This is a genomic window from Kitasatospora sp. NPDC101183 (genome assembly GCF_044767945.1).
Taxonomy (GTDB): Bacteria; Actinomycetota; Actinomycetes; order Streptomycetales; family Streptomycetaceae; genus Kitasatospora.
On record NZ_JBIWOW010000020.1, the window covers coordinates 1 to 24,150 of the forward strand.

Annotated in this window: 19 protein-coding genes and 1 pseudogene; 10 read left to right on the plus strand and 10 right to left on the minus strand. The window is 73.6% G+C overall.

Features of this window, described 5'->3' with window-relative positions; translation table 11 throughout:
• Positions 1 to 223 precede the first annotated feature (223 nt).
• Positions 224 to 1,723: a GAF domain-containing protein gene (locus tag ACIRRS_RS26430; RefSeq protein ID WP_402975556.1), complete on the plus strand. Its 1,500-nt coding sequence runs from the start codon at positions 224 to 226 to the stop codon at positions 1,721 to 1,723.
• Here the strand turns inward: ACIRRS_RS26430 and ACIRRS_RS26435 are convergent.
• Positions 1,639 to 2,139: an SsgA family sporulation/cell division regulator gene (locus tag ACIRRS_RS26435; RefSeq protein ID WP_402975559.1), complete on the minus strand. Its 501-nt coding sequence runs from the start codon at positions 2,137 to 2,139 to the stop codon at positions 1,639 to 1,641. The two genes, ACIRRS_RS26430 and ACIRRS_RS26435, sit on opposite strands and share 85 nt — an antisense overlap.
• A gap of 301 nt (positions 2,140 to 2,440) precedes the next feature.
• Here ACIRRS_RS26435 and ACIRRS_RS26440 point away from each other — a divergent pair, with 301 nt between their 5' ends.
• The 6 genes from ACIRRS_RS26440 to ACIRRS_RS26465 all read left to right on the plus strand — a co-directional run bounded on the left by ACIRRS_RS26440 (position 2,441) and on the right by ACIRRS_RS26465 (position 7,899).
• Positions 2,441 to 3,562 (plus strand): hypothetical protein, encoded by a 1,122-nt coding sequence (locus ACIRRS_RS26440; RefSeq protein ID WP_402975561.1) that lies wholly within the window; start codon positions 2,441 to 2,443, stop codon positions 3,560 to 3,562.
• Between the two features lie 161 nt (positions 3,563 to 3,723).
• Positions 3,724 to 4,977: a TerD family protein gene (locus ACIRRS_RS26445; protein ID WP_402975784.1), complete on the plus strand. Its 1,254-nt coding sequence runs from the start codon at positions 3,724 to 3,726 to the stop codon at positions 4,975 to 4,977.
• Positions 4,978 to 5,104: 127 nt separating this feature from the next.
• Positions 5,105 to 6,067: an SGNH/GDSL hydrolase family protein gene (locus ACIRRS_RS26450; RefSeq protein WP_402975564.1), complete on the plus strand. Its 963-nt coding sequence runs from the start codon at positions 5,105 to 5,107 to the stop codon at positions 6,065 to 6,067.
• Positions 6,068 to 6,133: 66 nt separating this feature from the next.
• Complete coding sequence (locus tag ACIRRS_RS26455) at positions 6,134 to 6,727, plus strand: GNAT family N-acetyltransferase (RefSeq protein WP_402975567.1); 594 nt, start codon at positions 6,134 to 6,136, stop codon at positions 6,725 to 6,727.
• Between the two features lie 4 nt (positions 6,728 to 6,731).
• Complete coding sequence (locus tag ACIRRS_RS26460) at positions 6,732 to 7,235, plus strand: GNAT family N-acetyltransferase (protein ID WP_402975570.1); 504 nt, start codon at positions 6,732 to 6,734, stop codon at positions 7,233 to 7,235.
• Between the two features lie 70 nt (positions 7,236 to 7,305).
• On the plus strand, positions 7,306 to 7,899 hold the full coding sequence (locus ACIRRS_RS26465; RefSeq protein WP_402975573.1) for a Uma2 family endonuclease: 594 nt from the start codon (positions 7,306 to 7,308) through the stop codon (positions 7,897 to 7,899).
• 62 nt (positions 7,900 to 7,961) lie between these two features.
• Here ACIRRS_RS26465 and ACIRRS_RS26470 read toward each other — a convergent pair whose 3' ends face one another.
• The 4 genes from ACIRRS_RS26470 to ACIRRS_RS26485 all read right to left on the minus strand — a co-directional run bounded on the left by ACIRRS_RS26470 (position 7,962) and on the right by ACIRRS_RS26485 (position 12,714).
• Positions 7,962 to 8,891: a proline dehydrogenase family protein gene (locus ACIRRS_RS26470; protein WP_402975576.1), complete on the minus strand. Its 930-nt coding sequence runs from the start codon at positions 8,889 to 8,891 to the stop codon at positions 7,962 to 7,964.
• Positions 8,892 to 9,032: 141 nt separating this feature from the next.
• Positions 9,033 to 10,661, minus strand: a complete 1,629-nt coding sequence (gene pruA, locus ACIRRS_RS26475; RefSeq protein ID WP_402975579.1) for an L-glutamate gamma-semialdehyde dehydrogenase — start codon at positions 10,659 to 10,661, stop codon at positions 9,033 to 9,035.
• Positions 10,662 to 10,837: 176 nt separating this feature from the next.
• Positions 10,838 to 12,121: an FAD-dependent oxidoreductase gene (locus ACIRRS_RS26480; RefSeq protein WP_402975582.1), complete on the minus strand. Its 1,284-nt coding sequence runs from the start codon at positions 12,119 to 12,121 to the stop codon at positions 10,838 to 10,840.
• Positions 12,118 to 12,714: a PadR family transcriptional regulator gene (locus ACIRRS_RS26485; RefSeq protein WP_402975585.1), complete on the minus strand. Its 597-nt coding sequence runs from the start codon at positions 12,712 to 12,714 to the stop codon at positions 12,118 to 12,120. Before ACIRRS_RS26485 ends, ACIRRS_RS26480 begins: the two co-directional genes overlap by 4 nt.
• Before the next feature lie 152 nt (positions 12,715 to 12,866).
• Here ACIRRS_RS26485 and ACIRRS_RS26490 point away from each other — a divergent pair, with 152 nt between their 5' ends.
• Positions 12,867 to 14,468 carry a PucR family transcriptional regulator gene (locus ACIRRS_RS26490; protein ID WP_402975588.1) on the plus strand — a complete coding sequence of 534 codons (1,602 nt, stop codon included), beginning with the start codon at positions 12,867 to 12,869 and terminating at the stop codon, positions 14,466 to 14,468.
• A gap of 5 nt (positions 14,469 to 14,473) precedes the next feature.
• Here ACIRRS_RS26490 and ACIRRS_RS26495 read toward each other — a convergent pair whose 3' ends face one another.
• Positions 14,474 to 15,652 (minus strand): hypothetical protein, encoded by a 1,179-nt coding sequence (locus tag ACIRRS_RS26495; protein WP_402975591.1) that lies wholly within the window; start codon positions 15,650 to 15,652, stop codon positions 14,474 to 14,476.
• A 168-nt stretch (positions 15,653 to 15,820) separates the two neighbouring features.
• On the opposite strand from ACIRRS_RS26495, the gene ACIRRS_RS26500 reads away from it, so the two are divergent.
• A complete protein-coding gene (locus tag ACIRRS_RS26500) occupies positions 15,821 to 16,270 on the plus strand; it encodes a VOC family protein (RefSeq protein WP_402975593.1) in 450 nt (149 codons plus the stop codon).
• Positions 16,271 to 16,291: 21 nt separating this feature from the next.
• On the opposite strand, the gene ACIRRS_RS26505 is transcribed toward ACIRRS_RS26500, so the two are convergent.
• Positions 16,292 to 17,887, minus strand: coding sequence for a hypothetical protein (locus ACIRRS_RS26505; RefSeq protein WP_402975595.1), 1,596 nt, complete (start codon positions 17,885 to 17,887; stop codon positions 16,292 to 16,294).
• Positions 17,888 to 18,204: 317 nt separating this feature from the next.
• Here ACIRRS_RS26505 and ACIRRS_RS26510 point away from each other — a divergent pair, with 317 nt between their 5' ends.
• Complete coding sequence (locus ACIRRS_RS26510; RefSeq protein WP_402975597.1) at positions 18,205 to 19,536, plus strand: MFS transporter; 1,332 nt, start codon at positions 18,205 to 18,207, stop codon at positions 19,534 to 19,536.
• Positions 19,537 to 19,683: 147 nt separating this feature from the next.
• Here ACIRRS_RS26510 and ACIRRS_RS26515 read toward each other — a convergent pair whose 3' ends face one another.
• The 3 genes and pseudogenes from ACIRRS_RS26515 to ACIRRS_RS26525 form a co-directional block, all read right to left on the minus strand.
• Positions 19,684 to 20,298, minus strand: coding sequence for a YdeI family protein (locus ACIRRS_RS26515; protein WP_402975598.1), 615 nt, complete (start codon positions 20,296 to 20,298; stop codon positions 19,684 to 19,686).
• 154 nt (positions 20,299 to 20,452) lie between these two features.
• Positions 20,453 to 23,098 (minus strand): alanine--tRNA ligase, encoded by a 2,646-nt coding sequence (gene alaS, locus ACIRRS_RS26520; protein WP_402975600.1) that lies wholly within the window; start codon positions 23,096 to 23,098, stop codon positions 20,453 to 20,455.
• A gap of 384 nt (positions 23,099 to 23,482) precedes the next feature.
• Positions 23,483 to 24,051 (minus strand): annotated as a pseudogene (locus ACIRRS_RS26525) (DinB family protein).
• Between the last annotated feature and the right edge of the window lie 99 nt (positions 24,052 to 24,150).

The following is a 24,150-nucleotide window of genomic DNA, read 5'->3' on the forward strand; positions in this document are numbered from 1 at the left end:
GCCCACGGGCCCGCACCACATGCCCACTGGGTGGGTTTTCTTAAATTAATCCACCCCCCCGGCGCGCCCACCCCCGGAGCCGCCCCCGGCCACCCACCCTCCCGAGAGCCCACCCCCCAACGACCACCCCCCAAACCCGCCCCAGATCCCCCCTCCCCCCGTACTCTTTCGTCAGCGCGCCACCCCCGACGCGCCCCCTCGACCCCAACGAGGAGCGATGCGAGTGCGGCAACCCGGACCCCACCCCCGACGCCCCGAGCACCGCCCCCCACCCACGGCGTCGACCACCTCCCCCACCGAGCTGGCCAAGCTCCACGACCGCACCCTCACCAACCCCACCCCCCAAACCGCCCCGGACACCACCCCCCAGGCCCCCCGCCCCGAAATCGGCGACTCCTGGGCCCGCCTCCGCCGCCTGGGCCTCGACCCCGACACCGGAGCCCCCACGGTCCTCCTCGGCCCCGCCGAGCTGGAGCACCGCCGCCGCACCAGCGGCCTCGACCCCGTCATGCCCGTCCTGCGCGACACCCTCCTCGCCCCGGTCGCCCAGGCCCCCCTCCTCCTGACGATCGCCGACGCCGAGGGCCACGTCCTCTGGCAGGAGGGCGAGCGCTCCCTGCGCCGCAGCGCCGAGCGCATCGGTTTCCTGACGGGCGCCCGCTGGACGGAGGAGAGCGTCGGCACGAACGGCATCGCCGTGACCCTGCGCGTCCGCCGCCCCATGCAGGTCCATTCCGCCGAGCACTACCTCCGCAGCCACCACGCCTGGACCTGCGTCGCCGCCCCGGTCCACGATCCGGCCTCGGGCCGTCTCGTCGGCGCCGTCAACCTGAGCGGCCCCGCCCACGCCGTCCGCCCGTACCTGTTGCAGCTGACGGCCACCGCCGCCCGCCTCGCCGAGACGGAGCTGCGCGCCGCCCGCCTGGAGTCCCTGCACCAGCTCCGTACCCTCGCGGCCCCGCTCCTGGCGAGGGTCGGCGGCCCGGCCCTGGTCGTGGATTCGGCCGGCTGGACGGCCGCCGCGGCCGGCCTGCCCGCGCCCGAGCGCCTGCGGGTGCCCACGGGAGGGTGGTCCCCGGCCGCCTTGCACTGGGTGCCGGGCCTGGGCGAGTGCGTGCTGGAGCCGCTCGCGGACGGCTGGCTGGTGCGCCCGGTGGGCGCCCCGGGGGAGGACGAGCTGACCCGGGATCGAGCCGAGGGCGCCCGTCTACGCCTGGATCTGCGCCGCCCGGACCGCCCCGAGCTGCACGTCCGGGGCGCGGCGGACAGCTGGTCGCACCCTCTGAGCCCGCGCCACGCCGAGCTGCTGCTCCTGCTGGCCACGGCCCGTGACGGAAGCACCGCGGCGCAGCTCGCCGAGGCGCTCTTCGACGACGGGGCGCGCACGGTCACCGTGCGCGCCGAACTCTCGCGCCTGCGCCGCTACCTGGGCGGGCTGCTGGCCCACCGTCCGTACCGGTTCGCCGATTCGGTGCTGGTCACGGTGGACGGACCGGAGGACCCGTACGACCTCCTGCCCGCCTCCACCGCTCCGGCGGTGCGGCATCTGCGGGCCGCCCTCGCCGCGGGCACGGCCCGGCTGCCGGGCGCGGTCCCGGCAGCCGTCCCACAGCCGCGCCCGCCCGGGGGCGGCCCGAATCAGCAGCCTCCCGAGAGCAGTTCGGCGAGTTGGGCGTCGGTGGGGCCGCAGTCGTGTTCCTGGTCTGCGGGGACGAGCGCGTAGGTGCGGTCCAGCCAGGCCTGGACGGTGGGCTTGGGCGCCTCCAACAGGGCGCTGCCGTGCGGGGATTCGAGTGCCAGGTGCAGCGTCGGGCCGTGGCAGGGGCAGTAGGCGGGCCACAGCTTGACGTCGCCCTGGCCGCTGAGGGTGTGCAGGCCGTCGCGCAGCAGGTCGCGGGAGAACACCCAGTCGGCCTCGTCGGGGCGCCCGAGGTGGAAGGTCAGCAGCACCTCGTACGGGCGGGCGGCGTCGAACCGGAACCGGGTGCGCACCTCGCCCACGAGCTCGTCGCCGAGCGAGATCCGCAGCATCAGCTCCTCCTCCACCGCCGCCGGAGCGGCGGTGGAGTCCCCATCGCCGCCCGTGGGGGTGGCGGCGAGGGGCGCACTGGAGGCTGCGGACAGCGGGTCGGGCGGCATGACGAACTCTCCGGGACGGCTCGGGATGCCCCCAGCCTGCGACACCGGTCGCCGGGCGGCAAGGGTTGCAAGAAGGTTGCAATAATCCCCGCCGGCCACCTCCGCCCCTTACCCGGAACACCGGACGGCCCGTCAACTGCCGTGCGTCGAACGAGTGTCCACGAAGTGGATGGAAAACGTCCACCGTTCGACCGCCCGCTGGTAGGCTCACCCCCTCCCCGCGCGGGCACGGGCCGGGGTGCCTCGTGGTGCGTGGGAGAATACGGCGACGCGACGGCGGCTTCGGGGAGGGAGGGGTCCGGTGGCGGTACGCGAGGACACCGCGCGGGACGTGCGGCACGAGCCCGGGTGGCACGGTCGGCACGGCCGTCCGCGCCCGTTCGGCGGCCGGTTCCGGCTGCCGACGCTCCGCTTCTCCGGCGCCGCGATGGCGATGTCCACCGTGGTCGGCATCAGCATCGCGACCACCCTGCTCCTGAACGAGCAGCAGGGCGTCGGCCGCCGCGCCGGGGTCGCCCGGGTCGGCACCACCCCGCCCACGCCCACCGCCGACGACCGCACCGAGGCCGCCGCCGGCGAGCAGGGCCCGGAGACGGACCGGCCCTCCGCCCTCCCCTCCCACCAGCACGGACACGGCCCCGGCCGCAGGCGCGGCGGCGAGACTGCGGCGACCGGCCCCCACCTGCCCGAGCGCCCGGCCCCGTACGTCCCGCCGTACGTCCCCGCGAACGGCGGCCAGACCGGCGACCACGAGCCCACCGGCGCTCCCTCCCCCTCCGCAAGCCCCGTGCCCACCGCCCCCGGAACCCCCGACGCGGCCGCCGCCCGCCCAGGGCCGAACCCGTCCCCGCACGTCACCGGCCTGCGCCCGCTCACCCCCGGCCGCCCGCTGCCCGTCCCGCTGCCCCCGCCCGTCCCGGACGACGCGGCCCCGGACGCCCCCGACGAAACCGACGGCACCGACGGCACCACCGACGAGGTCGAGGCCGAGGCCCCACCCCTCTCCGGCGTCGCCCTGCGCACCCCCCTCGGCCCCGACGGCCTCCGCCACCGCCTCGACCTCACCGTCGCCGAGCCCGTCACCGCCCTGCAGACCGAGTTCCGCCTCGCCCCCGGCGCCACCGCCACCGCCCCCGGCAGCGGCTCCGCCTGGACGGACCTTCCCGGCGCCCTCGTCACCGCCCAGCAGGAGCGCGGCTCCCTGGTCTACCGCTTCACCACCCCGCCCGGCACCGACGTCCCGCCCGGCCGCTACAGCTTCGGCGTGCACGGCGCCCGCCCGGCCGGCGCCGTCCCGGCGGAGAGCTGGAACGCCGCCGCCTTCGGCATCCAGCGCCCCCGCGCCGTCGCCTCCCTCGGCACCTTCCCGACGGCCGCCGCGCCCCGGCCCGCCGACACCGCGCCCCGGCCCGCCACCCGCTGACGCCGCAGAACTCCACCGGGGCCCCGCTGAGGCCCCGCCACCCGCCCGGGCTCGTCCCGCCGCACCCGTTCGTTACTGTGGGCAGCACCCGGCCCGGCGCCCCGACCGCCCCCCGGCCGGGCCGCCGTTCCGCATCCGAGGAGGAGTCCGTGCCCACCGTCCTGTCCCCGGGCGGCAACGCCCCGCTGACGGCCCCGCGGGTGACCGTCGAGGTCACCGCGCCGAAGGCGCTGGACGTCTCGGCCCTGCTGCTGGCCGACAACGGCAAGGTCCGCTCCGACCAGGACTTCGTCTTCTTCAACGCCCCGCACGGCCCCGGCGTGAGCCTGCGCCCGGCGGGCGGCGGCGCGCCGGACGCGATCACCGTGGACACCCCGGCCGTCCCGGCGGGCATCGAGAAGATCGTGGTCACCGCCAGCCCGGCCGACCAGTCCTCCACCTTCGCCGGGATCGAGCCCACCGCGACCGTCCGCGACGCCGACACCGGCGCCGTCCTGGTCACCTTCACCCCGTCGCGGCTCGGCCTGGAGACGGCGCTGATCGTGGTCGAGGTCTACCGCCGGGCCGGCGCCTGGAAGGTGCGCGCCGTCGGCCAGGGCTACGCGGACGGCCTGGCGGGCATCGCCACCGACTTCGGCGTCACCGTCGACGAGTCTCCCGAGGCCCCCGAACCTCACAGCGCCCCCACCCTCCACATGCCCTCCCCCGCGGCGCCCACCGTCCACCTCCCCCTCGCCCCGCCGCCGCCGTCCTCCATACCGGCCCCGCCCGCGTACGACCCCCGCGTGACCTACGCGGCCACCGCACCGGCACCGGCCCCCGCACCCGCCGAGCGCCCCAAAGTCACCCTCGACAAGGGCCGCGTCAGCCTGGTCAAGGGCGGCTCCGTCTCCCTGGTGAAGAACGGCCGCCCCTACCTCTCCTCCGTCCGCATGGCCCTCGGCTGGGAGTCCTCCGCCCGGGGCCGCGACATCGACCTCGACGCCTCCTGCCTCGCCTTCGACGCCCGCCACAAGCGGCTGGAGACGGCGTGGTTCATGAAGCTGAGCATCTTCAACGGCTCGATCGCCCACTCCGGCGACAACCTGGTCGGCGGTGACGGCGGCGACGACGAGTCGATCACCGTCCACCTGGAGGGCCTGCCCGCCGAGGCCCACGCCCTGGTGTTCGTCGTGAACTCCTTCTCCGGCCAGCGCTTCACCGAGGTCCGCAACGCCTACTGCCGCCTGGTCGACGTCCGCACCGAGGAGGAGCTCGTCCGCTTCGACCTCACCCACTCCGAGGCGTACACCGGCGTGGTGATGTGCAAGCTCGTCCGCCGCCCCTCCGGCGAGTGGGAGATGACGGCCCTCGGCGAGTTCGTCGACGCCAAGACCGCCCGCGGCATGATCGAACCCGCCGCCGCGCTCCTGTAGACCCCGCAACGTCACACCCACGCACGCGATTTCACCCTCCCGGGGTCTCAAGTCGTCCACCGACCGGCTCGATCTGACTCCCAGGGGGGTGAACCGCACTCTCCCCCGCCCCCGTTGAGGAGAGACCGTGCCACGCTTCCTGTCCCGCCTCGCCGTCGCCGGCTCCGCCACCGCGCTCGCCGCCGGCCTGCTCTCGCCCACCGGCGCCCAGGCGGCCGCCAAGCCCACCCCGCGCCCCGCCACCCTCCGGTGGGCCGCCCTCGGCGACTCGTACACCGCCGGCGTCATCGAGGCCACCGGCGACCTGACCGCCCCCGTGGACGGCTGCGCCCGCACCACGCTCTCCTACCCCGAGGTCCTCCGCCGCGACCTCGGCTCCCTCGTCGACCTGCGCAACGTCAGCTGCAGCGGCGCCACCAGCCTGAACGTCTACGCGACCGCCCAGAACCCCGGCGGCCGCCCCCTCCCGCCGCTCGGCACCGACCCGGGCGCCCCCTACCCGCCCGTCCCGCCGCAGATCGACGCCGTCCCCACGGACGCGAACGTCGTCACCGTCGGCGTCGGCGGCAACGACCTCGGTTTCGGCGGCATCCTGAAGGACTGCATCGAACTCGGCGCCGCCGCCCTCGGCCAGGGCACGCCCTGCAGGGACAAGTACGACGCGAGCCTGTCCGACCGCTTCCACCAGCTGAGCGGCGACTACGGCAACATGCTCAACTCCCTTCACTCCAAGGCCCAGTTCGCCCGGGTGATCACCGTCGGCTACCCGCACCTCATGCCCGAGGACGTCTCGCTCTGCCGCTACGGGGACCCTCTGCAGTTCGCCACCTTCACCCCCGGCGACCTCGACTGGGCCCGCACCGCCGTCCTCGAACCGCTCAACGGGGTCGTCGCCGCGCAGACCGCCCGCCACCACGACACCTTCGTCGACCTCTACCCCGCCTCCGCCGGCCACAGCGTCTGCGACGCCGACCACTGGCTGGACGGCGTGCTCACCAGCGTCCTCCCCCTCAAGTACGCCGTGGTGCACCCCAACGCCACCGGCCAGGCCGAGATCGCCGACCGCGTCGGCCACGCCCTGCTCGGCTGACGCCCGTACGGGGGCGGGCCGGGAAACCCCGTTGCCCGGCCCGCCCCCGGGTGCTCCAATCGCCCCGTGGACCCACTCCTCACCACCGAGCGCCTCCTGCTGCGCCGCTTCACCCCGGCGGACGGCCCCGACATCGCCGCCCTCGACGCCGACCCGGCCGTGATGCGCTACCTCGACGCCCCGGTGCCGCCCGCCACGACCCTCGCCGAGACGCTCCCCGAGATCATCGGCGACTACGACGAACTCCCCGACGGACAGGGCCAGTTCGCCACCTTCACCCGCACGGACGGCCGCTTCCTCGGCTGGGTCTCCATCCTCCCGGTGACGAGCCAGGGCCTCACCCCCGGCCCCGGCGTCCTCGAACTCGGCTACCGCCTCACCCCCGCCGCCTGGGGCCACGGCTACGCCACCGAGGGCGCCCTCGCCCTCGTCCGCCACGCCTTCACCACCCTCGGCGCCGAACGGATCGTCGCCACCACCATGGCCGTCAACACCGGCTCCCGCCGGGTGATGGAGAAGGCCGGCCTGCGCTACGTCCGCACCTTCCACGGCGCGTGGGACGACCCGCTGCCCGGCGCCGAGGAGGGCGAGGTCGAGTACGCCCTCACCCTGGAGCAGTGGAAAACCACTGGCGCCCCCACACCTCGGCAACCATCCTGAACGGATGCTGATCCGCGAAGCCACCCCCGAGGACTGGCCCTCCATCTGGCCGTTCTTCCAGAAGATCGTCACCGCCGGCGAGACCTTCCCCTACCCCCTCGACATGCCCTCCGAGCTGGGCCGCGAGTGGTGGATGCTCTCCGCCCCCAACCGCACCGTGGTGGCCGTGGACGAGGACGGCACGATCGTCGGCACCGCCACCATGAACCGCAACCGCCCCGGCAACGGCTCCCACGTCGCCAGCGCCAGCTACATGGTCGACCCGGCCCACCACAAGCGCGGCATCGGCCGCGCCCTCGTCGAGTACACCCTCGACTGGGCCCGCGCCCAGGGCTACCGCGCCATGCAGTTCAACGCCGTCGCCGCCTCCAACCACCACGCCGTGAAGCTCTACGAGTCCCTCGGCTTCACCATCGTCGGCACCGTCCCCGAAGCCTTCCTCCACCCCACCGAGGGCTACGTCGGCCTCCACGTCATGTATCTACCTCTAAACCACACCATTGGGTGAAAGTCCGCCGTACACGACAGAGCCGACCCCATCGGTGAATAGCGTGACGCCCATCTGAAGGAGGGGCATCATGAGTGCTGTGGCGCATGAGCAACCGATCACGGACTCCCCATCGCAGGCCGACATCCTGCTGGAGAGCTTCCTGAGCCTGCACTCCCCCGAAGGCTTCCGAGCCGAGCTCATCGAGGGAGAGATCATCGTGGCACCACCGCCGGACGGCGATCACGAGGACTACATCGACCTGCTGATCGACCAGGTCAAGGCGAAGTCCAAGGTCCACATGCAAGTGTCCGGCGGAAAGGGCCTCCGCCTGGTGAGCGGCGGTCTCTGCCCGAAGAACCACGTCATCCCGGATGCGACGTTCGCGCCGCGGGAACTCCGTCTGTTCCGGGGAGCCCCGCCGTGGATGGAGCCGGACGGCGTCGCCATGGTCGCCGAGGTCACATCGAGCAAGCCCGATCTCGACCGCATCGCCAAGCGCCACTGCTACGCCCGGGCCGGTATCCCGCTCTACCTCCTCATCGACCGCGAGAAGTCGCAGATCAGCCTCTTCGGCATGCCGCATCGCGAGGAGTACACCGAGGTTCACCTGGCCGCCTTCGGCGAGCCGCTCACCATCCCGGCGCCCTTCGAACTGGAGCTGGACACCAAGGACTTCCTCTAAACGCACGGAAAACGGCCCGCACCCTCCGTCAAGGGTGCGGGCCGTCAGACCGTGGGCGCGCCTCAGCCGCGGGAGGCCATGGCGCGCAGGAAGAAGGTCAGGTTGGCGGGGCGCTCCGCGAGGCGGCGCATGAAGTAGCCGTACCACTCCTGCCCGTACGCGAGGTAGATGCGCACGGTGTTGCCCTCGGAGGCGAGGCGCAGCTGCTCCTCGGGGCGGATGCCGTACAGCATCTGGTACTCGAAGGAGTCCCGCTTGCGGTTGTTCCACTCGGCCAGCTGGCCGGCGATCTTGATCATGTTGGGGTCGTGCGAGGCCACCTGCGGGTAGCCCTCGCCGGCCATCAGGACCTTGAGCGCGCGGACGTACGCGAGGTCGACCTCGTGCTTGCCCTGGAAGGCGACGGACTCGGGCTCCTTGTAGGCGCCCTTGCACAGGCGCACGCGCGAGCCGGCGTGGGCGAGGTCGCGGCAGTCGCCCTCGGCGCGGCGCAGGTAGGCCTGGACCACGACGGCGACGGACGGGAAGTCCACCCGCAGGTCACGGGCGATGGAGAGCTGCCCGTCGGTCATGGTGTGGTCCTCGGCGTCGAGGCTCGCCGTGATGCCGATCTTCGCCGCGGCCTCGCAGATGCGCTGGGCGTTCTCCAGCGCGATCTTCTCGCCGTCGACGGGCAGCGACTGGCCGACGGCCGTCAGCTTGATGGAGACGTCGGCGCCGGCGGCGATCCCGTTCTCCTCCAGGGCCTTCAGCAGCGCCAGGTAGGCGTCGACGGTGGCGGTCGCCTGCGAGGCGTCGACCGTGTCCTCGCCGAGGTGGTCGAAGGTGACGGTGCGGCCGGTGGCGATCAGCTCCCGGTACGCGGCGAGGGCCGGCTCCACGGAGTCGCCCGCGACGAAGCGGTCGACTATCGCATGGGTGAGGGGGAACTTCTCGACCACGGTGCGGACCTGGGAGGACCGGGAGGCCGCGAGAAGGGCGGTACGGAGCATCGTGACTCCAGGAGCTGGTGGTTCCAAGGGTGGCAGAAGGACCGGGGCGGCGGTACGGGGGTGGGCCGCCGCCCCGGCTGGGGCCGCGCCCGGCTGCGGGACCGGACGCGGCGGGCGGCCCGGGGGCCGCGGTGGGGCTGGTCAGCCCATGTGCGGGTAGCGGTAGTCCGTCGGCGGGACGAACGTCTCCTTGACCGAGCGGGTCGAGGTCCAGCGCGCCAGGTTCTGCTTGGCGCCGGCCTTGTCGTTGGTCCCGGAGGCCCGGCCGCCGCCGAAGGGCTGCTGGCCGACGACGGCGCCGGTGGGCTTGTCGTTGATGTAGAAGTTGCCGGCGGCGTAGCGCAGCTTCTCCATCGCGTGCTCCACGGCCTCGCGGTCCTGGGCGATGATCGCGCCGGTCAGGCCGTAGGCGGAGACGGACTCCATCTGCGCCAGCATGGCGTCGTAGTTCTCGTCCTCGTAGACGTGCACGGCGAGGATCGGGCCGAAGTACTCGTCACGGAAGTACTCGCTCGCCGGGTCCTGGCAGACCAGCACGGTCGGGCGGACGAAGTAGCCCACCGAGTCGTCGTACGTGCCGCCGGCCAGCACCTCGACCGCGGAGTCGGCCTGGGCCCGGTCGATGGCGGCCTTGTTCTTGGCGAAGGCGCGCTCGTCGATGACGGCCGACATGAAGTTCGACAGGTCGGAGACGTCGCCCATGGTGAGGCCGTCGACCTCGGCGGCGAACTCGTCCTTGATGACGGCCCAGAGCGAGGCCGGGACGTAGGCGCGCGACAGCGCCGAGCACTTCTGGCCCTGGAACTCGAAGGCGCCGCGGGTCATGGCGGTCTTGAGCACGGCCGGGTCGGCGGACGGGTGGGCGACGAGGAAGTCCTTGCCGCCGGTCTCGCCGACGATCCGCGGGTAGGTGCGGTAGCCGGAGATGTTGGTGCCGACCTCGCGCCACAGGTGCTGGAAGGTGGCGGTGGAGCCGGTGAAGTGGATGCCGGCCAGCGCGGGGTGCTTGAGCGCGACGGCGGAGACGTCCAGGCCGTCGCCGGTCACCATGTTGATGACGCCCTTGGGCAGGCCCGCGGCCTCCAGCAGCTGCATGAGCAGGTGCGCGGAGAACTGCTGGGTCGGGGACGGCTTCCAGAGCACCACGTTGCCCATCAGCGCGGGCGCGGTCGGCAGGTTGCCGGCGATCGCGGTGAAGTTGAACGGGGTGATCGCGTAGACGAAGCCCTCGAGCGGGCGGTGGTCGCTGCGGTTCCAGACGCCCTCCGAGGAGACCGGCTGCTCGGCGATGATCTGGCGGGCGAAGTGCACGTTGAAGCGCAGGAAGTCGACCAGCTCGCAGGGGGTGTCGATCTCCGCCTGCTGCGCGGTCTTGGACTGGCCGAGCATGGTGGCGGCGGCCAGGGTCTCGCGCCAGGGGCCGGCCAGCAGGTCGGCGGCCCGCAGGAAGATCGCGGCGCGGGAGTCGAAGGAGAGCGCCTGCCAGGCCGGGGCGGCGGCCAGGGCAGCGTCGATGGCGTCCTGCGCGTCGGCCTGGGTGGCGTTGCGCAGGGTGCCGAGCCGAGCCGCGTGGTTGTGCGGCTGGACGACGTGGATCTCGGTGCCGGCGCCCATGCGGCGCTCACCGTTGATCGTCATGGTCAGCTGGACCGGCTCCTGGCCGCCCAGCTCCTTCAGCTTGGCCTCCAGGCGAGCCCGTTCGGGGCTGCCGGGGGCGTAGCTGTGGACCGGCTCGTTCACCGGCGCGGGGACCTGGGTCACAGCGTCCATAGGGCGCACGCTCTCCTTCGTTCAATGCGGGGGGAAGCCCGTACGGATCGCGCACGGGCCACAGCACGAACGCTATTCCTGCCTGTGGGCCCACTTGATTGGCCGGGCGGCTAAATTCCCCCGTACGGCGTTGTCCACCCCGACGAACACGGTCACGCCGGGGTCACGACACCCCCTCAGGCGGCCCGGCCGGAACGCCCCTCCGGCCCCACGGGCACCACCCGGCGCTCCCAGTCGATCCGGTACCCGTGCACGGGCCGGAGCATCTTCTCCGGGCTCATGACGGTCCGCACGAGGACGGGCGCGGCCAGCCGGAACATCATCCGCGCGACGGACCCGGAGGTCTTCTGGCTGTTGGTGCGCGCCGCGTCGGCCGCGACCTTCTCCACCCGGGGCCGGCGCATCGCCTCGTACGCGGCGAAGGCCGCCGTGTGGTCGGGCAGGTCCCGCAGGCAGCGGGCGAGTTCGACGGCGCTCTCGACGGCCAGGGAGACGCCCTGCCCGGAGCTGTTGGACGGCGCGTGCACCGAGTCCCCGACCAGCACCATCCGCCCGCGGTACCAGTGCGGGACGGAGGGCATGATCTCCAGCCGGGGGAAGGTCTCGATCGTCCCGGCGTCGGCCGCGCGCAGCACCTCGCGGGCGGGGACGTCCTCGGCGTGCAGGTCGCGGCAGCGGCGCAGCCACTCCTCCCGGCTGACGGCGCGGGCCTGCTCGGTGGTGAGCTGCTCGGGCTGCGGGATGTTGCTGAACCAGACGGTGCCGCTGCCGTCGGCCGTGGGCCAGTACCCGAAGAAGGCCTTGGCGCCGTTGGCGAAGTGCACGGCGGCGCCGCGCTCGCCCCGCCCGCTCCGGCCGGGCAGCCGGTGCGCGCTGTGGCCGCCGACGCCGAACAGGCCGGTGTACTGGGCGGCGGGCGCGGCCGGGTCGATCAGGGTGCGCACCGTCGACGCGGTGCCGTCGGCGCCGATCAGCAGGTCGCCGGTGGCGCTGGTGCCGTCGGCGAAGTGCGCGGTGATCCCGTCCGCGTGCTCGTCGACGCCGACCAGCCGTTTGCCGTACCGGACGTGGAGCCCGGCCTCGTCCAGCCGCCGCTGCAGCACCTCGTACATCTCGGCGCGGCGCATCAGGCGCCCGGGCGGCAGGTCGGCGAGGCCCGCGAACTGGGCGAGGACGCCGCCCTTGCCGTCCTCGATCAGCATCGGCCCGGCGGGCTGCCCGATCCGGCCGATCTCCGCGTCGAGGCCGACGGCGGCGAGGGCGCCGAGGCCGTTGGGGGCGATCATGAAGAACCCCCCGATGCCGTCGGCGGAGGTGCCGTAGGCCTCGAAGACCTCCGCCTCGATGCCGGCCCTGTGCAGCGCCAGCGCCATCACCGGGCCGGCGATGCCGCCGCCGATGACCAGAGCCTTCCTGGAAGGGCTCTCGGACGGGTTCTCGGACGTGCGTCGTGCGGTCATTGCATTCTCCCGAAGTACTCGTCCCAGGTCCGGATGAAGTCCGGCTCCTGGAGCTGGGTGACGAGCTGCCCGACGAAGTCGATCTCGGTCTCCAGTCCGCGCACGCGGTAGTCCTCCTCGATCAGGAAGAGCCAGCCGACGCCCTCCTCGGTCGCCTTGCGCATCGCCTCCCTGATCCCCGCCACCTGGGCGGTCAGGGCGGCCCGCCGCTTCTCCAGGAGCTCCACCGACTCGGCCGGCGGGAGCACCATGATCAGCGACAGCGAGACCCCGAACGCGGGGTACTCGTGCTGCGGTTCGGCGACGAGTTCGCGCATCCAGTCGAAGAGCTCCGCCCTGCCCTCCGCGGTGAGGGCGTAGACGGTGCGCTCCGGTCGCTGGGTGTCGCGGACGGTTTCCTGCTCGGAGACGAACCCGGCCTTCCGCAGCTGCTCCACGACCATGTAGAGCGAGCCCCGGTTGTACTTGATGTTGCGGTCCTTGGCGTGCTCCTTGAGCCGGCGCCCCATCTCGTACGGGTGCATCGGTTCGGCCATGAGCTCCGCCAGGACCGCGAGGGCCAACGGGTTCGACACCTTGCGTCGCTTCGCCACGAGACATCCTCATCTCTTGGTCAGGACTGACTATCCGCTCCTGAATAGTCAGAGTCAACTAATTACGAATGCCGGACCCCAACTCTGTCCGTCCGGCTAAAATCAACCACACACCGTTGTCCGAGCGGATGAGCGGATGAAGGGAGCCCCGCGTGACCACCCCCGGCCTCCCGCTCCGCCAACTGCTGATGTCCCTGGGCGAACCCCTCGTCGAACTCCAGGCCGCCCCACAGGGGTTGGACGTCCCCGTTCGCGACGTCGTGATCCTCGACCCCGAGGACCCCCCGACCGCCGCCCCCGGCGAGCTCGTCCTCGCCATCGGCGCCCGGGGCCGCGCCGCCCTCCCCGCCCTGCGCGCCGCCGGCCGCGCCGGGGCCGCCGCCGTCGCCGTCAAGCTGGACGCCCCCGGCCAGGCCGACGCCCTGCGCGAGGCCGCCACCGACGCGGGCGTCGCCCTGCTGTCCGTACGCCGCGAGACCCGCTGGGAGCACCTCGACTCCCTCGCCCGCGCGATCATCGCCGGGCCCGACGCCCCGGACACGCCGGGCGCCTCCGAGCCCAACGCGGGGGACCTCTTCTCCCTCGCCCAGACCGTCGCCGTCCTCACCAACGGCATCGTCTCCATCGAGGACACCTCCAGCCGCGTCCTCGCCTACTCCCGCTCCTCCGACTCCGACGAGGTCGACGACCTGCGCCGGCTCTCCATCCTCGGCTGGCAGGGCCCGGAGCCGTACCTCTCCAAGCTCCGCGAGTGGGGCATCTTCCAGCACCTGCGCACCTCCGACGCCCCCATCGCCGTCGAGCCGCACCCCGAACTCGGCCTGCGCCGCCGCCTCGCCGTCGGCATCCGGGCCGGGGCGCAGCCGCTCGGCACCATCTGGGTCCAGGAGGGCGCCCAGCCGCTCGCCCCGCTCGCCGAACAGGCCCTGGTCGGCGCCGCCCGCGTGGCAGCCGCCCAACTCGTGCGCCGCCGCCGGGAGTTGTCCGCCGACGTCCGACTCACCCAGACCCTCCTCACCGGCCTGCTGGAGGGCTCCACCGGCCCGCAGTCCCTCGCCACCCACCTCGGCCTGGACCTGCGCCGCCCCGCCACCGTCCTCGCCTACGGCGCCCACACCACCGAGGCGCTGCACCGCTCGGACGTCACCGGCCTGATCTCGGTGCACACCGCCGCCCGCCACCGCGCCGCCCTGCTCGCCCCCATCGACTCCCGGGTCTACGTCCTGCTGCCCGAACTGCCCTCCGGCCTGCCGATGAGCACCGTACGGGCCTGGGCCGCCGAGGTCGTCCAGGCCGCCCGCGACCACCTCGGCGTCCCCTTGCGCGCCGCCATCGGCTCCACCGTCGACGCCCTCGCCCAGGTGCCCGACTCCCGCGCCCAGGCCGACCGCATCCTCGACGCGATGAACCGCGGCGGGGTGGACCTCGACGTGGCCGCGCTGATCGACGTCCAGGCCGAGGTGCTGGTCAGCGAGATGCTCGCGCTCCTCCAGGACCGTACGGGCCTGCGCGACCCGCGCCTGACCGCCCTCACCGCGTACGACCGCCGCCACGGCACCCGGCTCGCCGAGTCCGTCCTCGCCTGGCTCGACGCCCTCGGCGAGGTCCGGGTGGCGGCCGACGCCCTGCACATCCATCCCAACACCCTGCGCTACCGGGTGCGCCGCGCCGAGCAGTTGACCGGCATCGACCTCGCCCAGCCGCAGCAGCGCCTCCTCGCCATGCTCCAACTGCGCCTGCCCGCCGAGGACTAGAGGATCTAGCGCCTCCCGGCCCGCCACTGCTCCCAGGCCGACAGCCACAGCTGCTCCGCCATCCGCTGCTCCGCCCACACCCCGGGCCCGCCGTCCGCCGGCCGGTCCCGGTCCAGCTGCGCCCAGGCCCGCTGCGCCGGCAGGCTCGCGACCTCGCTGGCGAAGACGGTGTACCGCACGACCTCCTCGACGGCCGCCTCCCCCTCGACCGTCCCGACCAGCCAATGCGTCTGCCGTGACAGCCGGTTGAGCTGCTCGACCATCCCCGTCACCGCCGCCACCGCCTCCTCCCGGCTCTCCGTCGCCAGCCGCATCTGCTGGCGCACCGCCGCCTCCCAGCGCACCGCGCCCGCGTCCCCGCGCAGCCTCCGCGGCAGCCTCGGCGTGCGCCCGGCCCGTAGCTGAGCCTCGACGGCGGCGGTCTCCGCGACGGACTGCGCGATCAGCGCCCGGTGCGCCTCCAGCCCGGTGACGGGCGGCAGTTCGCGCTCCTCGACCGGCAGCCGGCGGGCCCGCCGCGAGGCGAGGTCCCCCAGCAGCCCGGTGCGCCCGCGCAGGTAGCGCTCGAAGTCCCGGATGCCGGCGAGCTCCACCCCGCCGGAGGGCACCCCGCGCCCGCACACCGTCACCGTCAGCCCGCCGACGCGCAGCCGCCCGGCCCACACCGGCCCGGCGCTCGTCCCCGGCCACAGCACCGGCCGGTCCTCGTGCACCTCGGCCGCGCGCGGCTCACCGTCCACCGTGATCCACTCGCGCAGCGCCCGCACCCGGCCGGGCCCCTCGCCCTCGTCGATCCCGGCCTGCTCGTACAGCCGGTCCCGCTCGTCCTCGACGACGTCCTCCAGCTCGGGCATCCGCTCGCAGCCGTCCGCGCCCGGCCGGTAGGTGCGCACCGTCACGTACGGCCCGGCGGCGCTCGTCCAGTCACCGCACTGCACCTCGACCCAGCAGGGCTCGCCGCCGCAGGTCTCGAAGGCGGTGAGCGCCTCACGGCCGTCGGCGGCCCCGCCGACCACCCCGTACACCGGGAAGCCGACCCGCTCCAGGACGCGGCGGGAGAACTCCTCCTGCTCGGCGAGCCGGTCGCCCTGGCCCGCCGGGCCGGCGCCGGTCCCGGTCGCCTCCCGCCGGGCGTTCCACTCCTGGGGCCTGCCGCCGATCTCCCGCGCCATCCTGTGCCGCACCCCCGGTTCCCTCGCTCTCCGCACCAGTGACGACACCATACGTGCCCGGCACCTGCCGGGTCATCAGCTCGGTTGCGGCACGCACCTGCTGGCCGTACGGGTGTCGGGGCCCTGCCAGGGCCGTGTCAGGACGCCCGGTTGTCAGCCGCCGTCCCTACCCTGGGCCGCATGACCCCACAGAGCAGCGAGCCGTTCCCCGCCCGCATCAGCATCGTCACCCTCGGCGTCTCCGACCTCGACCGCAGCGCCCGCTTCTACGAGGGCCTCGGCTGGAAGCGCTCCAGCGCCTCCAGCCCCGAGATCGTCTGGTTCCGCACCGCCGACTCCGTCCTCGGCCTCTTCCCCGACGACGAACTCGCCGCCGACGCGGGCGTACCCGCCGCCGGGGAGCCGTCCTTCCGCGGCGTCACCCTCGCGGTGAACCTGGAGTCCCCCGCCCTGGTGGACGCCGCACTGCTCACCGCCGTCGAGGCCGGAGCCGTGGTGGTCAAGCCGCCGCAGCCGACGAGCTGGGGCGGCTACTCCGGCTACTTCGAGGACCCGGACGGGCACCTGTGGGAGCTCGCCCACAACCCGTTCTTCCCCTTCACGGAGGACGGCTCCCTCGACCTGCCGTGACCGGCCACCGGCCGCCACCCGCTACTGCTGCGACCGCGCCTTGAAGGCCGCCTTGCGCGCCTCCTTGGCCACCGCCCGGTCCGGGTGCAGCTCCCCGATCGCCTCCAGGACGTCGGCCGTGTACGGGTGCTCGACCCGCCACACCTCGGCGAACCACCCCGCCGGCTCGTCCCGCACCGGCAGGTCGGCGATCAGCTCCCGCAGCTCGGTCTCCCCGCCGCCGCCGAGCAGCTGGGCGGCGAAGGTGTCGACCACCGTCCACAGCGCCATCGCCCGCCCCGGCGCGGGCACGTCCGTCCGCCCGAGCCCGGCCAGCCAGGCCCGGACCGCCCCGCCCAGCTCCGGATCGTCCATGACCTCCCGGGCGGCCGGCTCCGCCGCCTCCCCCAGTTCCCGCAGCCCCTCGATCGCCAGCACCCGGCGCACCGGCCCGTACGCGTCCTCGCCGCGCGCCGCCGCCAGCAGCTCCCGGGCGGCCGCCACCGGCTCCTTGCCGACCAGCCAGAACTTGAGCTCCTCCTCCGGCAGCACGTTGACCGACTCGCAGACGGCGCGCAGCATGTCGGCGGCGTCGCCCTGGGCGAGGTCGCCGACCAGCGGCGCGTCGTAGCCGTCCTCCAGCAGCCACTGCCGCACGCCGTACTGGCCCAGCGGCGTCAGCCGGACGAGGCCGAACCGGGCCGACTCCTCCTCGTCCAGCGGCTCCTCGCCGACGACGAGGGGCTCCTCGCCCTCGTCCTCGTCGAACAGCTCCGGGTCGATCGGGTGGTACTCCAGCAGGCCCAGCTCGGCGAGGTCGGCGAGCATCGGGTCCAGCGCGACCATCACATCGGTGATCTCGCCGAGCAGTTCCTCGCTCGGCTCCTCGCCCTCGGGCACCACCAGCAGGGCGGCCAGCACGCCCAGCGGCACGGTCTCGTTGCCGGGCTCGGCGAAGGCGGTGGTCTCGTACAGGACCTGGAGCGCCTCGTCGAGCAGCTCTGCGGCGGCCTGCCGGGAGTCCTCGACCTCGCTCAGGCCGTCCTCGTCCTCCTCGGCCGCTTCCTCCTCCTCGGGCAGCGCGTCGGCCTCCACCGCCAGCTCCCGGACGATCCCCGCGGCCGTGAGCCACAGCTCCAGGACGGTGTCCGGGTCCCCCTCCTCGGCGGGCTCCAGGTCCTCCCCGGGGACGGCCACGTGCCGGCCGTCCTCCGTCGTGCCGAGCGCCACCAGGTCCAGGTCGCAGGCCAGCGACCAGGCGCGCAGCGCCTCGATCTCCGCCTCCTCCGGCACCTCGCCCCCGTCCGGGGCCAGGCCCAGCAGCCGCGCGGCGGGCGCCCGGTCCTCCTGCACGAGGTCCCCGAACTCGTCCACCACGCGGTGCGGGGCGGCCCAGCGGGCCATCGCCAGGGCGTAGCCGAACATCGGGACGGCCTTGGCCAGCACGGCCAGCTCCGCGTCCGCCGGCAGCCTCACCGGCGGGACGAGCACCGCCGCGTCGTCCAGGTCCTCCTCGTCCAGCCCGTGGGCGGCGAACGCCCCGTACAGGTCCTGGAGGTCCAGGTCGGCGGGCAGTACGGCCTCCGACGCCCCCTCGCCCTCCGCAGGCCCTGAGTTCTTCCGACGTCGTCCGGCCATCGTCGCGAGTTCTCCCTCAGCCAGCGCGGCCCGCCCATGAGCGCCGCGTACACGTCTACCAGCTCAGCGTATAGGCCGGGCACCCCCGACGCCCGGCCCCGAGGGGGCGCGCGCCGCAGCCGTGCGCCCACCGTTTATCCTTCGCGGAGGTACCGCGCACACCCCGCGCGAACCCACCGGGCAACGAAGCCCACGCTCTCAGCTCATCCGCTCCACCGGGGAGCCCCGCACCGCGGCCACCACCACAGCGCCTCAGGACGGGCGCGCCGGCACATCCATGCCGACCAGGTGGTGCCCTGCCACAGGAGATCCCTTACATGGCGGACCTCTCCCCCGCCGGCCCCGGCCTGCGCACCGCGCAACTGACCGGCCGCCGACTGTCGGAGGCCCTGCTTCCCCTGGAGCTCGCGCCCCGGCCCCAGCTCCAGCTCTCCGCGATCAGCCGCTGGAACGCGCTGCGCGGAGTCCGCGTCGGCCTCGTCTCGGTCGCCCTTCTGCTGATGCTCATCGGCGCCAACCTGGCGACGCCGATCTACCCGCTCCTCCAGCAGAGCCTCGGCCTGAGCCCGCTCGACACCACGATCCTCTTCACGATCTACGTGTTCGCGCTCGTCCCCGTCCTCGCCGTGGTCGGCCACTGGTCCGACCACCTCGGCCGCCGCGCCCTGATCCTGCCCGCCGTCGGCCTGGCCGCCGCCGGCGACGTGGTGTTCGCCACCTCCGGCAGCTTCTGGCAGCTCGCCGCGGGCCGCGCGATCCAGGGCATAGCCGTCGGCCTGTCCACCGGCGCCGCCGGAGCCGCCCTCGGCGACCTCCTGCCCGACCACCCCACCCTGGCCGCCAAGCTCACCCTGGCCTGCTCCGCGGGCGGCGTCGCCCTCGGCCCGGTGGTCGGCGCCCTCCTCGCCGGAGGCTCGGACCCCCTCCTCACCCCCTTCCTGCTGCACGCGGTGGCCCTGGCCGCCCTCTGCATCCCCCTGGCCCTCGTCCACCCCCGCATGCCCGGCCGCAACCGCCCCCCGGCCTCGCCGCCCCGCATCACCACCCCGGCCCACCTGCGCCCGCAGCGCCTGCGCCTGCCCCGCACCGGCCGCCGCGAGTTCCTCCTCGCCGCCTCCGCCGGGTTCATCTCGTACGCGGTCTTCGGCGTCTACCTCAGCCTGGCCCCGGCCTTCGCCGCCAAGCTCCTCCACACCCCGTCCCACCTGGTCGGCGCCGTGGTCGCGGCCCTCCTCCTCGGCTCCTCGGCCCTCGCCCAGCTGACCGTCCCGCCGACCTCCGACCGTACGGTGATCGCCCTCGGCATGACCGGCCTGGCCGCCGGGCTCGCCCTCGTCGTCGCCGCGGGCTACACCGGCACCCCGGCGCTGCTGTTCATCGGCAGCGTCCTCGGCGGTGCCTGCCAGGGCGTCGCCTTCCGGTCCCTCTTCACCAGCGCCGTCGCCGCCATGAACCCCGAACGCCGAGGCTCCGAACTCAGCGCCCTCTGGATCATCGTCTACCTCGGCAGCTCCCTCCCCATCGTCATCGTCGGCGCCCTCGTCCAGCGCTACGGCCTCCTCCCCGCCATCAGCGGCTTCGCCACCCTCGCCGCCCTCCTCTGCGCCACCCTCGCCCTCACCGTCGCCCGCACCCCCAGGCGGGCCTGACACCACCCTGCACCGCCGCTGCCCCGGGCCTTCCCCCGAAGCCCCGGGGCAGCGCCGTTCCCGGTGAACCCCGGCGCGCCATCAGCTGCGTTGATCGGCTCCACCACCGTTCCCCACCATCCACCCCCCGCCCTGCGCCGCGCCCGGTCAGGACGTCGGCGGGTCCGTCGGCTTGGCTCGCTGCGGGTGGATCGTCTCGTGCCGGACCAGCATCGCCACGCACTCGGCGATCTTCCGGGTGCGCGTCTCGGCCCGCTTGACGGCATTGACCCGGTTGATGAGGGCGAAGCGGTTGGTCTTGGTGAGCACCTCGAACATCGCCTGCGCCACCGGGTCCGCGGCGATCGCGGCTCGCAGGTCGGCCGGCACCTCCGCTTCCGAGGACGGCGCATAGGCGGCCGCCCACCGCCCGTCGGCCTTCGCGGCGTCCACCTCGGCGCGGCCGGCGGGCAGCATCAGGCCGGCCGCCTCCAGCCGGGCCACGTTGGCGACGTTGCGTTGGGACCAGACGCTGCGGGGCCGGCGCGGGGTGAACCGCCTCCAGGAACTCCCCTCGTCGCGTTTGCGGGCCTGCCCGTCGATCCAGCCGAAGCACAGTCCCTCGTCGACCGCCTGCTGCCAGGTCAGCGTGGTGACGGAGCCACCCTTCCTGGTCAGGGCGAGCCACACGCCGGGAGAGGCGGTGTGGTTGTCCAGCAGCCACGCGCGCAGCGCCGCGCCGTCAGCGACGATCAACTCATCCAGTTCGATTCCGGTCACCACCGCAGGCTAGTACCGGGGCCGTCCGGTCGCGTGGGAGCGAGACTGTCGGTCGTGATCGTGAGACACGTCCAGAACCTGCCGACCCGGTGAGGAGACGGTACGGGCCGTCGAACTCCCTCACCTGCAAGGGAGTTCGACGGCCCGTACCGGATCGCTATCCGAGGATGCGGGCCGCGTCCCGGGCGGCGAGGACGAGGGCCTCGTCCAAGGCCTCGGGTCGGCGTCCGCCGGCGTTGGCGATGGGGCCCTTCCCGCCGGCTCCGCCGCCGACCGCGCGGGCGGCGGCGGTGAGGAGTCGGCCGGCCTGGGTGCCGATGGTGTGCAGGTCGTGGGTGATGGCGGCGGTGAGCAGGGCCTTGCCGTCGTGTTCGGTGCCGAGGACGACGACGGCCCGGTTGCCCAGGACATCGGCCGTGCCGGCGGCCAGGGTGCGGAGGTCGTCCGGGCCGAGGCCGCTGACGTTCTCCGTGACGATCCGGCCGCCGGGGACGGCCCGGGCGGAGGCGGCGAGTCGGCGGGCCTGGACACCGAGTTCGGCCTCCCGGAGGCGGGCGAGTTCGTGGTGGGCGGTGGCGAGGGCGTCGAGGCGCCTGCGGAGGGCGTCGGGGGCGTCCTGGGGGCGGGTGCCGAGGAGGGTGGAGAGCTCGTCGAGGAGGCGGCGTTCGGTGTCGTAGTGGGTGAGGGCGTCTCGGCCGGTGAGGGCCTCGATGCGGCGCAGGTTGGAGCCGACGGAGGATTCGCCGAGGATGCGGACGGGGCCGGCGCCCGCGCCGTGGGGGGCGTGGGTGCCGCCGCAGAGTTCACGGGAGAAGTCGCCGATGTCGACGATGCGGACGTGGTCCCCGTACTTCTCGCCGAACAGGGCGGTGGCTCCGGCGGCCTCGGCCTCGGAGCGGCCGGCGTGCCAGACGCGGACTTCGGGGTCGGCGAGGAGGTGGTCGTTGACGAGGGTCTCGATGGCGGCGAGCTGGGTGCGGTCGAGGGCGGAGAAGTGGGCGAAGTCGAAGCGCAGGCGCCCGGCGTCGACGAGGGAGCCGTGCTGGCGGGCGTGGTCGCCGAGGGTGCGGCGGAGCATGGCGTGCAGGACGTGGGTGGCGGAGTGGGAGCGGGCGACGGCGTCTCGGCGCGGGCCGTCGACGAGGGCTTCGGCCTGTTCGCCGGTGCGGATCCCGCCTTCGCGGACGCGGACGGTGTGGACGTGGAAGCCCTCCAGGCCGAGCCTGGTGTCGAGGACGTCCAGGAGCGCGCCGGAGGACGTGCGGATGGTGCCGGTGTCGCCGACCTGGCCGCCGGACTCGGCGTAGAACGGGCTGCGGTCCAGGACGAGTTCGAGCGTGCGACCCTGGTCGGCCCCGGGCACGACGGTGCCGTCCGCGATGAGGCCGAGGACGGTGGCCTCGGTGTCGAGCCGGTCGTAGCCCACGAAGTCGGTACGGCCGTGGCGGGAGGACAGTTCGCGGTAGGCGTCCTGGCGGCGCAGGGCCTCGGCGGTCCTGGCCTTGCCGCCGGTCTTGGCGCGCTTCTGCTGTTCGGCGAGCAGGGCGGCGAAGCGGTCCTCGTCGACGCTCAACCCCGCGTCGCGGGCGGCCTCGACGGTCAGCTCGACGGGGAAGCCGTAGGTGTCGTGCAGTTCGAAGGCGGTCTCGCCGGTGAGCGTGGTGGAACGGCCTTCGCGGCTGCGGGTGATGGCGGCGTTGAGCAGCCGGGTGCCCTGGGTGAGGGTGCGGGTGAAGGACTCCTCCTCGGCGTTGACGACCTGCTCGACGAGGGCGGCCTGGCCGACGAGTTCGGGCCAGACGTCGCCCAGGTTGGCGATGACGCTGGCGGTCGTCGGGGCGAGGACGGGCCGGTCGATGCCGAGCAGGCGGGCGTGGCGGACGGCGCGGCGCATCAGGCGGCGCAGGACGTAGCCGCGCCCGTCCTTGGCGGGAAGGACGCCGTCCGCGATGAGGTAGGCGATGGAGCGGGCGTGCTCGGCGACGACCTGGAAGGAGACCTTCTCCTCACCGCTGCCGGGGTACTCGCGGCCGGCCAGCTCCTGGACGGTGGTGAGGGTGGGTGAGAGCAGGTCGGTGCTGCAGACGTTCTCGACGTCCTGGAGGATCGCGGCGAGGCGGTCGAGGCCGAGTCCGGTGTCGATGCTCCGGCGGGCGAGGTCGCCGAGGATCGGGAAGCCGCCGTTGTCGTCGTCCGCGCCGCGCAGGGACTGCATGAAGACGAGGTTCCAGATCTCGACGTAGCGTTCGCCGTCGACGGCCGGTCCGCCCTCGCGGCCGAAGGCCGGGCCCCGGTCGTAGTTGAGTTCCGAGGAGGGGCCGCAGGGGCCGGGGACGCCCATGTCCCAGAAGTTGTCCGCGCCGAGGCGCTGGATGCGCTCGGCGGGGACGCCGATCCTGCGCCAGAGCTGCTCGGCCTCGTCGTCGTCCCGGTGGACGGTGATCCAGAGGCGGTCCTTCTCCAACTGGTAGCCCTGGGTGAGGAGTTCCCAGGCGTAGGCGATGGCATCGGCCTTGAAGTAGTCGCCGAAGGAGAAGTTGCCCATCATCTCGAAGAACGTGGCGTGCCGGTTGGTGCGGCCGACGTTCTCGATGTCGGAGGTGCGGGCGCACTTCTGGATCGTGGTGGCGCGCGGGTACTCCGGGGTGACCTCGCCCAGGAAGTAGGGCTTGAACTGGTTCATGCCGGCGTTGGCCAGCAGCAGCGTCGGATCGGAGGGGATCAGCGGGCTGGACGGGACGTGGCGGTGGCCGCGCGAGGTGAAGAAGTCCAGGAAGGTGGAACGGATCTGCGTCGAGCGCATGGCGGTAGGCCCTCACGGAAGAGTCGCGGAGAGGTGGGGGGTGATCACACGCCGAGCCGGGCCGAGAACGAGGACTGAGTGGTTCTCAGTTCTCCAGCTCGGCGCAGATAGCTCGCGCCCCCACGGTGTGGACCATGACTCCGGTATCCGTCGCTCTGAGATGGCGCAGCCGCCGGCGACCCGACGGTCCAGTGCGACTGCGCCACCAACAGTAACCGGTCCGCCCTCGAGCCCGCTCGGAATTGTCCCCCTCGTGGCCGATGCCCACCAGGAACAGGAGACGACGTGGTCGACCCCGAGGCCGGCCTCCTCCCCGGTCTCCCGCATCAGGGCCTTCTCGAAGTCCTCGCCCACCGCACCCAGCCCTACGGACGGACCGGAGCCTCACATCCGGCGCGACGCGACTCCGTCCTGCGCGCGGTAGAGGTCACGCAGCAGGGCGATCTCACCGCCGTGGTGGATCAACTCCCTGTTGACGTGCAGGATCCGGTTCTCCATGGGGAACCGCTCGGGGCCCGCCACGGGGAGACTGTCCAGGTCGGCGTCCGCGAGCCCGAGAACCCCGGCATGCCACCTCCCGTACAGCTCGTCGAGCTGCTTCAGCGCCCCGTCGGCGCTCCCCGCGTAGGCGAAGGTCCGCGAGTCGACCTCCGGACCGCCGAAGTACCAACAGACCCGATAGCCCAGGCAGGACACGACGATGTGTGCCAGCCGCCAGGCGATCGTGGTCACCGGCGCCGGATCCGGTACCGCGTCCGAAGGCGCGGAGTCCATCGTCCATCCCCCCGAACCCATCGGCGTCGGCGCGGCCGACGTGCCCTCCGGGCGAATGCTCCAGCAGCCGCGCACCGGCTCCCAGAAGTACTCCTCGTCGGTCAGGCCCTCCAGCCGCGGCCGAGGTTCTTGTGCCAGTACCAGTCCAGTTGCGCCGCGAGTCGCTCACTTCTTGTCATCTCCGCACGCTACCTACAGCGGAGTCCTTCTACGCCCTTGCCCACCCGCGTCCAACGCGACCCGCAGCCGAGGCCGGTCACACTGGTGCTGTCCCGGGT